Source organism: Mesorhizobium sp. BHscii (assembly GCF_053848065.1).
The window spans coordinates 27001-40368 of record NZ_JBSPKW010000027.1; the positions used below are offsets into that span (position 1 = coordinate 27001).

A 13368-nucleotide genomic window follows, 5' to 3' on the forward strand; every position below is an offset into this window, starting at 1 on the left:
CGAGCTCCCATCGGGAGATTGTGCTTGGCTCCCGGCGGCGGCCGATGCGAGATTGGCAAACTGAGCGTCAGTCCTCGACGTCACAGGTCCCGGGCCATAAGGCGGAAAAATTGCCGGGGGATGACGGCCAGCAGTTCGTTCCGCCCCGGTTTTCGATGGTGCGAGTGGCCGACAAGCCCGCCCGGCAGCAAAACCGGCCTCAATGAGGTTTGCTTTCATACATCTCGTTGCCCCAGAACCGTGGTCGATCGTTTGGTGAGATGGAGACATCCTCGACTTGCGGCAGCGACAGGTCTACCTCGTCTGGCAATTCACCAGCCATAGCGGCGGCGAGCTTCGCCTGATCGAGCTCCTTTTCCCAGCGCGCCACGACAATCGTCGCGACCGCATTGCCGACGAGGTTGGTCAGTGCCCGGCACTCCGACATGAAGCGGTCGACGCCGAGGATCAGCGCCATACCGGCAACCGGCACGGAGGGCACGACCGACAGCGTCGCCGCCAGCGTGATGAAGCCAGCGCCGGTGATGCCGGCGGCACCCTTGGAGCTGAGCATGGCGACGAGAAGCAAAAGGACCTGGTCGCCGAGAGTGAGGGGCGTGTCGGTCGCCTGTGCGATGAACAATGCCGCCAGCGTCATGTAGATGTTGGTGCCGTCGAGGTTGAAGGAATAGCCGGTCGGGATGACCAGGCCGACGACCGAGCGCTTGCAGCCGGCGCGCTCCATCTTGACCATGAGGCCGGGGAGCGCCGCCTCTGACGAGGAGGTGCCGAGAACCAGGAGCAACTCTTCCTTGATGTAGCGGATCAGCGCAAGGATCGAGAAGCCGTTGTAGCGGGCGACCGCTCCGAGCACCATCAGCACGAATAGCAGCGAGGTCGCATAGAACGTGCCGATCAGCATGGCGAGATTGGCCATCGAGCCGATGCCGTATTTGCCGATGGTGAAGGCCATGGCGCCGAAGGCGCCGATGGGGGCTGCCTTCATCAGGATGGCCACGAGGCGGAAAATCGGTGCGGTCAGCGCCTGCAGAAAATCGACGACGGCACGGCCGCTGTCGCCGACCAGCCCCATCGCAATGCCGAACAGCACCGAAAAGAACAGCACCTGCAACACATCGCCCTGCACGAAGGCGCCGGTGATCGTATCGGGGATGATGTTCATCAGAAAGCCGACGATGGTGGTGTCATGCGCCTTTTCGGTAAAGGTCATCACCTTCGATGCGTCGAGTGTGGCCGGATTGATGTGCATGCCGGCGCCGGGCTGGACAACGTTCGAGACGATGAGGCCGATAACCAGCGCCAGCGTCGAGAACACCAGGAAATAGATCATCGCCTTGCCGGCGACACGGCCGACTTTCTGCAGGTCGGATACGCCGGCAATGCCGGTCGCCACCGTCAGGAAGATCACCGGCGCGATGATCATCTTCACCAGTTTGATGAAGGCGTCGCCGAACGGCTTCATCGCGGCACCTGTCTCCGGATAGAAATGTCCAAGCAGCACCCCGGCGGCGATCGCCACCAGGACCTGCACATAGAGATGCCGATAGAAGGGAACCTTGCCGCGCGGCTCGGCGGCAGCGATCGTTGTCTGCATGATATCCTCCGTTGCGCCCCGATCGGGAGACCCGACCTCCCGGGACCTTAAGCTTCAACAGCCTCGCGGCTGCTGAAGCTGAGTTCGCAACTGGCGTGCCAGACGCAGCCTGTGTCGATAAGTCCTTGATCTTTAGCGCGTAATCATCAATTCACGCCGCTTGCCCCTGGGCAAAAAGTGCGGCTGACCGCACAAATATGATTGTCCGTTGTGCGAAATCATGCACAAATGGGCGATGCTGCAGCGCCCCGCCTCCGACCTGCCTTCGACGCCCGAGCAACTCGGCAGGCGTGCGGTCCGAGCCTGGTTTGGGTTCGCGGCAATAGGGGTCGCGATCATTGCCGCGGCGCTCCATAGCTCCGGCCTCTACGCTCGGGACATCGAACTCAAGGCGCTGGTGGCGCAGGCGCGCACAGATGCGAACCTGAAAGTGGCGCTGCTTACCGCTGTTTTGGAAAATCCCCGCGCACTGCCGCTGCTGCTATCGGAGGACCAGCAGGTGCACGATGCTCTGGCACGGCGCGATGCCGTCGCGATCGATGTGCTGAACCGCAAGCTTGAAAGCCTTGTCTCCGGCACCAAGGCATCGGTGCTCTACGTTGCTGGCAGCGATGGCATAGCGGCCGCGTCTAGCAACTGGCGCGAGCCGAACAGCTTCGTGGGCAGCGACTACGGCTTTCGCGCCTATTTCTCCAGGGCGATGCAAACCGGAACAGCCGAATATTTCGCGCTCGGCAATGTCAGCAAGCGTGCCGGTCTTTACATTTCGCGGCGTGTCGGCAGCGCCACAGCACCTCTCGGCGTCGTCGTCGTCAAGATGGAATTCGACCAGCTCGAGGCGAACTGGCGCGAGGCGAATCGGCCGACCTATGTCAGCGACGAACATGGTGTCGTGCTGGTCACCAGCATTCCATCTTGGCGCTTCATGACGACAGCAGCCCTTGCCGGGCCCAACGTTGCCGCGATCCGCGACAGCGAGCAGGTCGGAGATGCGCCGCTTATGCCCTTGCCGATCACGCGACCCGAGGCATTGAGCCAGGACGTATCGATTGTCCATGTCATCACGCCAGGCAGCAACGACGCGGAATATCTGCGCCTCTCGAGGCCGGTCCCCACCACACCCTGGCGGCTCGACTATCTCGTCCCTTCGGAAGTGCCGGTCGCTACCGCTGTCCGCGGCATGCGGCTTCTCGCGCTTGGGATCGTGTTTCCGCTCCTCGGCCTGGCTGCGTATCTGCTCTGGCGCCGGCAATCGGCGCAAATGCGGATCGCGACCGAACAGGCGGCGCGCTCCGAACTCGAACGCCGTGTCGCCGAACGGACCGAGGATCTAAGCCGCGCCCGCGATCGGCTGCAGTCAGAGATCATCGGTCACCGCAGTACGGAAGCGAAACTCCAGGTGGTGCAGCAGGAACTGGTCCAGGCAAATCGACTGGCCATCCTTGGCCAGGTCGCGGCCGGCGTAGCGCATGAGATCAACCAACCGGTTGCTACCATCCGGGCCTATGCCGACAATGCCCGGACCTTCCTGGAGCGCAAACAGACCGCTCCGGTCGAGGAGAACCTCGGCGCCATAGCCGCGCTGACGGAACGCATCGGCTCGATCACCGAGGACTTGAAGGCCTTCGCCCGCAAGGGCCGCACCGCCGCTGGCCCGGTGGAATTGCGCGGCGTCATTGAGAGTGCAGTAGTGCTGCTGAGAAGCCGTTTTGGCGGCCGGCTCGACGCGCTTGTCGTCGAGCCGGCGCCCGCTCCGTTCAAGGTCATGGGAAACCGGGTCCGGCTCGAACAGGTGCTAATCAATCTCTTTCAGAATGCGCTGGAAGCGCTTGACGGCTGCGACCACGCTAGGGTGGAGGTTTCGGTGGAGGAAACGACTGATGGCGTGGCGCTCAGCGTATTGGACAACGGGCCCGGCATTCCGCCGGCGATCCTGAAGTCGCTGTTCACGCCGTTCAACACGTCGAAGGAAACCGGCCTGGGCCTAGGCTTGGTGATCTCGAAGGACATCGTCGCCGACTATGGCGGCCGCATCGAGGTCGCGAGTGGCGACAGCGGCACATGCTTCACCGTTCATCTTTTGAAGGCAGCGTAGTCGAGCATGACACACCAGAGCGCAGCACCGGTCGTCCTGATCGATGACGACCGTGACCTCCTGAAAGCCACCGCGCAGACGCTCGAGCTTGCCGGATTCGCGGTGTCGGCGTTTTCAATGGCATCGAAGGCCCTGGCCGGCATCGATTCCGATTTTGCCGGTGTGGTTGTGTCCGACATCCGCATGCCAGAGATCGATGGCTTGCAGCTTTTCGACCGCATCCTGCGGCTCGATCCGGACATCCCCGTCATCCTCATCACCGGTCACGGAGACGTCCCAATGGCAGTCAAGGCGATCAAGGACGGCGTCTACGACTTCATCACCAAGCCGTTCGCCGCTGATGGACTGACCCAGAGTGTGCGGCGGGCAGCGGAAAAACGCCGCCTGACCATGGAGAACCAGGCCCTGCGCGAGGCGGGCGAGCTGGCGCAGGACAGCTTGCCGCTGATCGGCCAGACGCCGGTGATGGAAAGGCTGCGCCGCACCCTACGGCAAATCGCAGACACCGACGTCGACGTGCTGGTGACCGGGGAGACCGGCTCCGGCAAGGAGGTGGTGGCCGGATTGCTGCACCGCTGGAGCCGCCGCGCCAAGGGCAATTTCGTCGCGCTGAATTGCGGGACGTTGCCGGAGACGGTGATCGAAAGCGAGTTGTTCGGCCATGAGGCAGGCGCTTTCACCGGCGCGCAGAAGAAGCGGATCGGTCGCGTCGAGCATTCAAGCGGCGGCACGCTGTTCCTCGACGAGATCGAAAGCATGCCGGCGTCGACACAGGTGCGGATGTTGCGTGTGCTGGAAATGCGCGAGGTCATGCCGCTCGGTACCAATGACGTAAGGCCAGTGGATCTGCGCGTCGTCGCCGCCGCCAAGGTCGATCTCGGCGACCCGCGCCAGCGCGGCAACTTCCGGGAGGATCTCTATTACCGGCTCAACGTGGTGACCGTCTCCCTTCCACCGCTACGCGAGCGCCGCGACGATATTGCTCTTCTGTTCGGCTACTTCGCAGAGCGTGCCGCGGCCCGCTTCCGCCGCCCGGTGCCTGCCGGACCGGCGTCGTTGCACCGCTATCTGCACGAGCATGACTGGCCGGGCAATGTGCGCGAATTGGCGCATTTTGCCGAACGTTTCGTGCTCGGGCTGGCACAAGAAATGCAGACACTACCCTCTGATGCGGCTCGGCCGCTGCCCGAGCGCCTGGAGCGCTTTGAGGCCGACATCATCCGCGAGACGCTGGGCCGCAACGGCGGCGATGTCAGGCGTACGGTCGAGGCGTTGGGCATTCCGCGGAAGACCTTTTACGACAAGTTGCAGCGCCACGGCATCGTAAGGGGCGATTTTTCCAAGTAGTCGGCAATCTTCAAACTCGGTGCAAGCTCGACGCGCGCGAAAGGCAGGCCGCAGGTGCTACAGACAGGCCCGAAATTCATTCTTCTTCTCTCGTTGTGGAATTGAAGTCGGTTGTCGATCCCCCTAAAGAAGCGTCCGGAGAGGACGAAGCGCGACCTGTTCTCTGCTGCGCGCGGTGGCGGCCGAATCATATCTCTTCATAACGCAAGCTAAGAGTCTCCTCCCGGACCGCATCTTCGGCCTTGGATTGCTTCTGGTCCGCGCGGTAATCCCTTCGCCGTCCGCGTCGATCTCCTCGAGATGCAGCAGGCAATGTCGCGTGGACCATGCACCACCATGTTCAATCCCTCGGGCATGTGTCGCCGGGGCGGAGGGCCTTCCCCATCCTGCCAAGGAGGACCAGCACATCTATGCCGGGCCTAGTTGAGCCCGCCGGCTCGGCGCGATTCCTGATTTCTGACCACCCGGTCGTGTTCAGCATCTACCTTGTCGGACATTGCCTCGAATTTGAGCCGTCCGCCATCCTCGCTGATCGTGTTGAAGTCGTTCTCCGAACCCGCGTTCAGGATCGACGACGTGAAGCTCTGGCCGGTCGTCTTGTCGAAGACGTGGATCTGCGTGTGCCCGTTGTCACGCGCAAAGTGACGCAGCTGCGCCTGAGTTACATAATGGTGCTTTTTAGGGGACTTGGCTAGTTTCGACCATAGGGACAAGATAAGATGCACTCATATGGCGACCAAGATGGTCGCTGTCGGTCTAGAACGACTATCGGCAAATTTACAAATCATGTTTGAAAAGCCGCCCGTAGTACGGAAAAACGAAAACGAGTTGTCTGCGGCACCGAAGCGTGTCCAGCAGGCCATCAACGCGCTCCTTCGAAAAGCGCCGCCGCCACTTGCCGACGGTATGCTCATGAACGCCGAGCTCGGCTGCCGCGGCGGCCATCTGCGCACCGCAGAATGATCCGGCATCGTTCAGACATCGACTGCGCCACACGACGCCGGCGAAGCTGACGCTCAAGATAGGCCCGCTCATCCGCACTCAACACCAGCGGCGAAATCGGACGTCCAGTCGCATTGGCCATCGACTCGCTCCTTCTTCAGTCACGAGCACAACCCTATAATGAAATGAACTTCAGTTCCAAATGACTAGCCCGAGAGCACATTAGAGCGGGATGAATTGAGGCTGAATCGAAGGGGGATTCCCGAAGGCGAGCAAATCTGATTCAACCTGCTGGCTGGGTCAGGAGGCCAGCATGGATGGGCAAGCCTTACTCGATGGATCTTCGCACGCGGGTGGTAGCGTCGGTTGAGCAGGAGGGGCTGTCGCGACGTCAGGCGGCAGAGCGCTACGGGGTTGGAATCAGCACGGTCATCCGATGGGTGCGCCGCTTGCGCGAGACGAACAAGCTGACACCCGGCAAGATGGGTGGGCACAGACCGAAGAAGATTGCCGGAGAGCATCGGGAGTGGCTGCTGCGGCGCTGCCGGGCGCCGGAGTTCACACTGCGCGGTCTTGTGGCCGAGCTTGGCGAGCACGGCCTGAAGGTCGATTACCGCTCGGTATGGGAGTTCGTTCACGCCGAGAAGCTCAGTCACAAAAAAAGACGCTGATCGCCAGTGAGCAGGATCGCCCCGATGTGGCGCGCCGGCGGGCCCAGTGGGTAAAGTATCAGGACCGCATCGATCCTTCCCGCCTGGTGTTCATCGACGAGACCTGGACCAAGACCAATATGGCGCCGCTCAGAGGATGGGCGCCGCGCGGCGAGAGGATCAAGGCCAAGGTGCCGCACGGTCATTGGAAGACCATGACCTTCTTGGCGGCACTGCGCCACGACCGTGTCGATGCACCATGGCTGATCGACGGACCGATCAACGGCGAGCGTTTCCAGCTCTATGTCGACAAGGTTCTCGTCCCAACCCTCAAGCCCGGTGACATCGTCATCATGGACAATCTCGGTTCGCACAAGGGCAAGGCCGTGCGCCGTGCCATCCGCTCGGCCGGCGCCAGGCTGTTCTTGCTGCCCAAATACTCCCCCGACCTCAACCCTATTGAGAAACTCTTCGCCAAGCTCAAGCATTGGCTGCGCAAGGCTGCCAAGCGAACGGTCGAGACCGTCTGTGACGCCATCGGCCAAATCCTCGGCACTGTCACGTCAACCGAATGCAGAAATTACTTCATCGAGGCCGGCTATGCGCCAACCTAAATTCATTCCGCTCTAGGCGCGCATCGACGAAGCGGCGATCGTTTCATCCGCATTGAGAAAACCTTACAATTGGCGGATGCAGTGATGCTACCCTTAGCGAAGCCCCGGGGGTTCTCCACGCCAAAACCATTCCTCGTACGCCGATGCTATTGTGCGAATCTCGAAGACCGGGTGACTATATCGCCTAAGACAGCACGGAGAAGCGTTCTAACTTCCTGTTCGGCGAGCCCCGGCGCAACTCCTGATTCGGACAGTTGGACGAGTATTGTCTCGACGGTGCTGCGCCAGAAGGCATTTGCGTCCTCCCCGTTCTTGGATTCCAGGACCCGGGCGATAGATTCGACCAATTTTCGCCGACGATGCAGCGGAAACGCGCTTATGTTTGATTCACCCATCGACCACCTATTGCCTTCAGTCTCGCGAATAACCCGCCGCGGGTTAAAAAATTTCGTTAACAGCGCCTTTTTTGGACATCCGGGGAAACGCTCGCCTAAACCGGCTGACGCATCGCAGGGCCGCTGAAACCGCTCCGCGGGGCCTCATTAGCCCACCGAACCGGAATTTCGCTCCCCGCGAAATGGGTCCCGAATATGGGGGCCTGGGCTTATCCGTTGCCTCCTACCGGCGGGCCGACAATCATAATGGCGGGCTCGCCCGAAAGCAGCTTCTTGGCCGCTGCCTTGACCCCGGTCCGTCGATGCTGCGGAGATCGTCTCGCCATAGATGCGATTGGCCTCTTCGGCGTACGATTGCAGATACGCTGCAGCATGCGATACCTCCGACCTGTCTTCGTCGAGCGGCTTGCCCATTTCCGCTGTAAGAATCGCAGCGAGATCGCCGGCGTGGTTGATGATCAACTGATGCCATCGCCACAGAACGTCGCTGCGCTCGCGGGCGGTCAACACCGCCCATCCCGGCTGCGCGATCGCCAGACGGCGCTGAGTGTGGGCTGAACGCCGACCACATAGGTCAGATCGAGCTCGGACAGGCCCGCGCGGAAACCGCCGTCGGCGCCATATCCGGCGTCGGCCAGAACCACGCCGGGCGCGACGCCCTCGGCCTTGGCCGTCTTGATCTGCGCAAGCGCGATCTGCGGCTTGGTCTGGAACGTAATTTCTGCGGGAATCTTAGCCTTCCTGCGTTGTTCAGCGGGGCTGCGTCATTGGCGATCGATAGGCTGACCGCAATCTGACAGTTGTCCTGCTTGCCCAACTGGCCGCAATACTGACGCGCTACGCCCACCGAGTGCTTGCCCTTCTTGGGAAAGCCCGTGTCGTCGACGATCCACGCCCGGATCGGTCCACGCAGCTCGATCTGTGGAAGGACCCAGTCGCGAACCCGCGCCAGCAAGGCCGCGTCCGACCACGGCGCCTGTCCCACGAAATGCAGCAGAGACTGATGCTTGGCCGCCACCCGCGACGGCGGCGGCGGGTTGTCAGCACGCCAAGGGCCATGCTGTCGACACGTAGCTGATGTTACTGAGGCGAATGGCCTCGGGAAGACGGGCAGAGGCTGCGTGCCGCACGCGCCGTGATAGCCTTGGCGCTTCGGGACCGTTCGGAGGGGCCACAGTTTTCTGGCGCGAAGCACGGGCGATGCGTGTCCAAAAGCTGACAGAGGCAGACAAATGTCAGGTTCGGAACACATCGGCAAAAGTGTCAGGTTCATTACGACCGGCCATCTGGGCACTGCGGAGGTTTTTCCAAGCAATCAGGGGCTTACTGACGCTGAGCGCGCTGGCACGGCTTTTGCACCCTTGATGCTGACTGCATGCAATTGGGGGCAAGACGAGCAACGCTCTCTTCCCCCCTGAACCCGTGTGCTGTCTCTGAGCGGGAACAAACTCGCGCAAAAAGCAAGCTTTGGAGAGCAACATTGGTGGCATTACAGATCGAGTCCCCGGCTCCTTCGATTAAGGTCGAGAACTGGCTGCGTGGCGAGCCCCTCACGAGCTTCAAGCCCGGCAAAGTGTATATCGTCGAATTTTGGGCAACATGGTGCGGACCATGTGTGGACGGGATGCCGCATCTGATGCAATTGCAGGAGAAATACAGGGACAGCGGAGTCGAGATCGTCGGAGTCGCGGCTTCTGAAGACGCTCCAACGGCCGATGAGGCCCGAAGCCAGTTGGACGCGTGGTTGACCGAAAAGTTCTCGAATCTGAATTATCGGATCGCGTTCGACTCCACAGGCGAAATGGACAAGCTTTGGATGGAGCCTAGCTTTTCTGTCGGGATTCCGACCTCGTTCGTGGTCGACCGTGACGGTCACATCGCCTTTATCGGTCGTCCGATGCAACTCGATGAGGTCTTGCCGAAAGTGCTCAACGGCAGCTGGCGCAGCAGCGATCAAGCGAAAGCCGCCGATGCGGAGCGGATTGCGGAAGGCGAACCCATAGCGCGCGAACAAGCGCTGAAGAAGCCGATCAATGATAGATATTGGGCGGCGATGGAGAAAGAGGATTGGAAGACGGCGCTCTCGGCGATCGAAGAAGGCATCGCCTTGTTGCCCGACAAGCTCGGTTTTCGCCGGTCTCATGTGGGTCTGTTGCTTCACAAAATGCGCGACATGCAGGCCGGCTTGCCCGTCATGCGCCAATTCGTTCGCGACGCGATCAACAGAAACTCCGAGGATTGGATGATTGCGGCGCTAGACGAACTCTTCTTTCCGAACTTTGACCATTCGCACTTTCCGTCTGCTGAGCGCCTGGCTATGGGCAAAGAGCTGTCTGAACACATCCTGGCACTGAATCCCCCGGAAAGCGACCAACGTAAGCTCCTGCCTTATCCGGTGGCAGCGCTGTATTATAACGAGAGCGGTAACAAAGATCGGGCGATCGAGCTGATCGAGCTGGCACTGAAATCGCAGGGCGGTCCGGAGCTTATCCGGGACGAAGATGAACAGGACGAGATATTGCATTTGCTGCAGTTCCTGGCCAACTTCAAGGGTGAGAAGGTTTGTTACGGCGGTCTCTGTGTGGCTCCAAACGATGGCCGATTCGACAGGTGGTATACCGTTTGCGGCTGACCGTCAGGTTTGATGTGAGGAACAGAATTGGCCGGGCGGACAAGTTTTGATGTGAACGGCGCAAAACCCCGCCCGGCCTGCCAAATCGCCTGGCCCCGATCTTCTGGGCCATATCCGAAGGGACGGCGGCCGCCTACGACCCGCACGGCGCGGGTCTTTGGCTAGGCTGAGCTGAGCTACGGGTTTGCCTCCTTTGAACCCTCACGCCTGCGACTTCATGCCGGTAGCGAATTCGATCTTGGGCGGCATGGCAAGCCACAAGGGATGGCTTGGCTGGCGGCATGCCTTTGCCGATGTGGTGCCCCCGCCCACGCATGGCTTCGCCGGCAATCAACGGGAACGCCTGTCGCGCAATCGATATCAGGGCTTTCAATCCCGGAACGCCGGCGCCATCCTCAACCACTCGATCAATGAGGTGTCGGGCTCACGGCATGGCAGCTTGGCCCAGGGAAACGCCAAGCTGACAAGCAGCAACCGGCTGCCGTGATCCTCAATGAGACGACCGGGGCCTCGGCCCTGAATGAAATGCTGGAGGTGCATGGGATGGCGGCCGACGCCATTTTCGCCAATCCGGACGGGATGTCTTGCGACGGCCGCGGGTTGTCAGCACGCCAAGGGCCATGCTGTCGACCGCGTGGCGAGCTTGGCGCCGACGGCGTCCACATCGACCGAATCTGCTGACAATGAGGACTTGTAGGATCCCCCAGTAGGCGAAAACCCATGACGATCATCTTCACGCCGGCCGCGATCTGAAGCACGCGTCCGGCGCGCTTCATGCCTTTCCCTTTGGCGAGGCTTTCGGTGAAAAACGGACGGAAGGATCGGAACACCAACGCCGCTGAACGGGTGCCGAGCTGTGCAATCCCGTTCGACGAGGTTGAGGAAAGCGCCGCTGAATGCGGGTCTGCACGCTGCCGATGGAACGGCGTGGTGCGCCCACTACCGCGTTGCCGGGCCATATAAGCGATCTGGCCCGGCGCGAGAGCACTCATGTCCACAGAACGGGATTGCACCGGCCGTCACCACTGTCAAAAAATGGCGAAGTGGTGATCCGGCACGGTATCGACGCTTAGCTTTTCCCGCGCTTTGGCGATTAAGCGTTCCAGCGTGGGAATCTCGGGCACCCCTTCGATCACTTCGTCGCCGAGAACCAAGGCCGGCGTGCCGGTGATGTACAGGTCCGTGGCGAGCGCGCGATTGCGCTCGAGGGTGTCTTCGATGGCGGGATCTTCCATGTCCCGCTTGAGCTTCTCAACGTCGAGGCCCACCTGTCGTGCGATAGTCAAAATGGAGAATTCGCTGACCTGGCCGCGAGCAGCCATAAGGGCGTGATGAAACGGCTCATATTTTCCCTGTTTGCGGGAGGCGAGCGCCGCCACTGCGGCGAATTTGGAACCCGGTGCCTTGCCCGGAAACTCTTTGTAGAGAACCTTCAGCTTGGGATCGTTCTTGAGGGCTTGCTGGATGATAGGGTCTCCCGCCCGGCAGTGCGGACAGTTGTAGTCCAAAAACACCACCAGAGGGACGTCGCCATTCGGGTTGCCAGCAGTTGGCGCAGAGGGATCGTTGAAGAGTGCGTCGCGCCGCTCCGGAATGAGCTTCCGCCAATCCGCCTCGAGCAGGCGACGGTTTTCGCGCTGGCGCAGGTGGTCTATAACAGGTTGCGCTACAAGCCCGGCAAGAAGCAGGGCCAGGATTAACAGAGCGATATGGCCGGCTCTTGGTTCAGGCATGGGTCAGGCTCCAATCAAGAGTGAACGGCAGGGCGGCAAAGAGGGCTTGCGGGCCGCGGGACTCGCGCTGCGGTTTGCAGGTCATAAGAATCAACATGCTGTCTCCTGACCGGATCGAGGTGGGCTCCTCCCTCCCGGGCATCTCCCGTCGCTGCGCTCCGGTCGAACGTTGCGCCCAGGGTCGCAGCAAGCACCGTGCCAATTGCGACAGCGCCGACAAACGCGCAGGTTTCCGGGATTCATAAGGGCCTCTCGCCGCGCTTTTGCGGATTCCAGCACTCGCCTGGCGAATACCCGCACATTCAACTCGGCGACGGGCGGCGGGACCGGTGGCGGAATCCCCGCCGCCCTGCCCTGTCCGCTCATTCAGCGGTTGGCGGCGCAAACGGCGGCGCGGCCTCGGCCCACTGGTCAGCGGTCCGGAAAGCCGCCACGATCGGCATAGGCGCGGACCGGAACCGCCATCCAGGCGGCTAGCTTCCAGCGCCCCGTCGTGCCTTCGGACAAGACACGCACGATCTGCTTTTGCGTCTTCACCTTCTCCGAGACATGGCGTCGGCGACCTGCGTTTCAGCGATGTGCGCCAGCATCGCGTCGGCTACTTCCTTGTCGCGTATGCAGATCGAAGAAGGTCTCGTCTGGCTGCCACAATGCGCTCATGCCGACATTCAGATGGTTACCGCCCTCTTGGACCACGGCGCATCCGGCCCTCCAGCCACTCGCCAGGACGATGGTGAGAGCGCACCACATCGTCGTCGGAGAGCCTCCAAATGCGGGCGAAGATTGGCGCCGTGGTATAGTCGCCGCCATTGCCGCCGGTTTCGCGCCGTCCTCATCCGGCGCCCCCAAACAAAGCCAAAACCTCGGGCCGTTTTCGGCTCGAGTTCCCGGTTCAAGCTTGAACGTCTCGTTCACGACGATCTGGCGTGCGGCGACACCGCGGCGCCTGGCGTCGATGCTTCAGACGACGTTGGGCGCTGGCCACGCCTTTTCCGGCGGCGCGAAGCTGCGTGATCCCGTGTCAAAAGCTGACAGCTGCAGACAAAATGTCAGGTTCACTACAACTGACATTCAGGTTCACTACAACTGACATCTGGGCACTGTGGAGGTTTTCACGGCAAATCGCGCTTGCTGGGCGCTGAGGTGCTGGCACGGGCTTTGCAAGTTAAGAGGTGGCAACACGGAACGAGGGTGACTGCACCCAAAAGCGCAAGAGAAGCGATGCGCTCCTCCCTTGAACCCGTGTACCCCCTCTAAGAGGGAAACAAGACCACAAAAGTCGCGCAACCTTTGGCAACAGCGTTGGGTCGCAACATGAAAATGCAGATGGACTTCACGGCTCCTTCGATCAGTCGACAACTGGCTG

At 61.2% G+C, this 13368-nt stretch carries 10 protein-coding genes and 3 pseudogenes; 5 read left to right on the plus strand and 8 right to left on the minus strand.

Features of this window, described 5'->3' with window-relative positions; genetic code table 11:
• Positions 1 to 199: 199 nt before the first annotated feature.
• Positions 200 to 1594, minus strand: coding sequence for a dicarboxylate/amino acid:cation symporter (locus ACWTU7_RS27585; RefSeq protein WP_455840998.1), 1395 nt, complete (start codon positions 1592 to 1594; stop codon positions 200 to 202).
• Between the two features lie 235 nt (positions 1595 to 1829).
• Between ACWTU7_RS27585 and ACWTU7_RS27590 the strand changes: the two genes are divergently transcribed.
• The gene (locus ACWTU7_RS27590; protein ID WP_455841029.1) at positions 1830 to 3689 is read left to right on the plus strand and encodes a sensor histidine kinase; all 1860 of its coding nucleotides are present in this window, start codon (positions 1830 to 1832) and stop codon (positions 3687 to 3689) included.
• Between the two features lie 6 nt (positions 3690 to 3695).
• Complete coding sequence (locus tag ACWTU7_RS27595; protein WP_455840999.1) at positions 3696 to 5036, plus strand: sigma-54-dependent transcriptional regulator; 1341 nt, start codon at positions 3696 to 3698, stop codon at positions 5034 to 5036.
• Between the two features lie 419 nt (positions 5037 to 5455).
• On the opposite strand, the gene ACWTU7_RS27600 is transcribed toward ACWTU7_RS27595, so the two are convergent.
• A complete protein-coding gene (locus tag ACWTU7_RS27600; RefSeq protein WP_455841000.1) occupies positions 5456 to 5749 on the minus strand; it encodes a DUF4238 domain-containing protein in 294 nt (97 codons plus the stop codon).
• A gap of 127 nt (positions 5750 to 5876) precedes the next feature.
• Positions 5877 to 6120 (minus strand): annotated as a pseudogene (locus ACWTU7_RS27605) (helix-turn-helix domain-containing protein); the annotation flags it as partial.
• Positions 6121 to 6295: 175 nt separating this feature from the next.
• On the opposite strand from ACWTU7_RS27605, the gene ACWTU7_RS27610 reads away from it, so the two are divergent.
• A protein-coding gene (locus ACWTU7_RS27610) for an IS630 family transposase (RefSeq protein ID WP_455841001.1) occupies positions 6296 to 7242 on the plus strand; the annotation gives its coding sequence in 2 pieces (ribosomal slippage) (positions 6296 to 6634 and positions 6637 to 7242; 945 coding nt in all).
• A 146-nt stretch (positions 7243 to 7388) separates the two neighbouring features.
• On the opposite strand, the gene ACWTU7_RS27615 is transcribed toward ACWTU7_RS27610, so the two are convergent.
• The 3 genes and pseudogenes from ACWTU7_RS27615 to ACWTU7_RS27625 form a co-directional block, all read right to left on the minus strand.
• Positions 7389 to 7637 (minus strand): DUF6074 family protein, encoded by a 249-nt coding sequence (locus ACWTU7_RS27615; protein ID WP_455841002.1) that lies wholly within the window; start codon positions 7635 to 7637, stop codon positions 7389 to 7391.
• Positions 7638 to 7928: 291 nt separating this feature from the next.
• A pseudogene (locus ACWTU7_RS27620) lies at positions 7929 to 8168 on the minus strand (aldehyde dehydrogenase family protein); the annotation flags it as partial.
• Positions 8141 to 8910: pseudogene (locus ACWTU7_RS27625) on the minus strand (transposase). The pseudogenes ACWTU7_RS27625 and ACWTU7_RS27620, both read right to left, overlap by 28 nt.
• Positions 8911 to 9120: 210 nt before the next feature.
• Here ACWTU7_RS27625 and ACWTU7_RS27630 point away from each other — a divergent pair.
• Positions 9121 to 10269, plus strand: a complete 1149-nt coding sequence (locus tag ACWTU7_RS27630) for a TlpA disulfide reductase family protein (RefSeq protein ID WP_455841003.1) — start codon at positions 9121 to 9123, stop codon at positions 10267 to 10269.
• Between the two features lie 238 nt (positions 10270 to 10507).
• On the plus strand, positions 10508 to 10756 hold the full coding sequence (locus tag ACWTU7_RS27635) for a hypothetical protein (protein WP_455841004.1): 249 nt from the start codon (positions 10508 to 10510) through the stop codon (positions 10754 to 10756).
• A gap of 541 nt (positions 10757 to 11297) precedes the next feature.
• Here ACWTU7_RS27635 and ACWTU7_RS27640 read toward each other — a convergent pair.
• Together ACWTU7_RS27640 and ACWTU7_RS27645 are read right to left on the minus strand one after the other, a co-directional pair.
• The gene (locus tag ACWTU7_RS27640; protein WP_455841005.1) at positions 11298 to 12002 is read right to left on the minus strand and encodes a DsbA family protein; all 705 of its coding nucleotides are present in this window, start codon (positions 12000 to 12002) and stop codon (positions 11298 to 11300) included.
• Positions 12003 to 12413: 411 nt separating this feature from the next.
• Positions 12414 to 12539 (minus strand): hypothetical protein, encoded by a 126-nt coding sequence (locus ACWTU7_RS27645; protein ID WP_455841006.1) that lies wholly within the window; start codon positions 12537 to 12539, stop codon positions 12414 to 12416.
• Positions 12540 to 13368: the final 829 nt, after the last annotated feature.

Excerpts from the sequence above, each read along its gene's own strand:
- ACWTU7_RS27590 (WP_455841029.1), top strand. The coding sequence starts at position 1,830 with ATGCTGCAGCGCCCCGCCTCCGACCTGCCTTCGACGCCCGAGCAACTC.
- ACWTU7_RS27595 (WP_455840999.1), top strand. The coding sequence starts at position 3,696 with ATGACACACCAGAGCGCAGCACCGGTCGTCCTGATCGATGACGACCGT.
- ACWTU7_RS27615 (WP_455841002.1), bottom strand. The coding sequence starts at position 7,637 with ATGGGTGAATCAAACATAAGCGCGTTTCCGCTGCATCGTCGGCGAAAA.
- ACWTU7_RS27640 (WP_455841005.1), bottom strand. The coding sequence starts at position 12,002 with ATGCCTGAACCAAGAGCCGGCCATATCGCTCTGTTAATCCTGGCCCTG.
- ACWTU7_RS27585 (WP_455840998.1), bottom strand. The coding sequence starts at position 1,594 with ATGCAGACAACGATCGCTGCCGCCGAGCCGCGCGGCAAGGTTCCCTTC.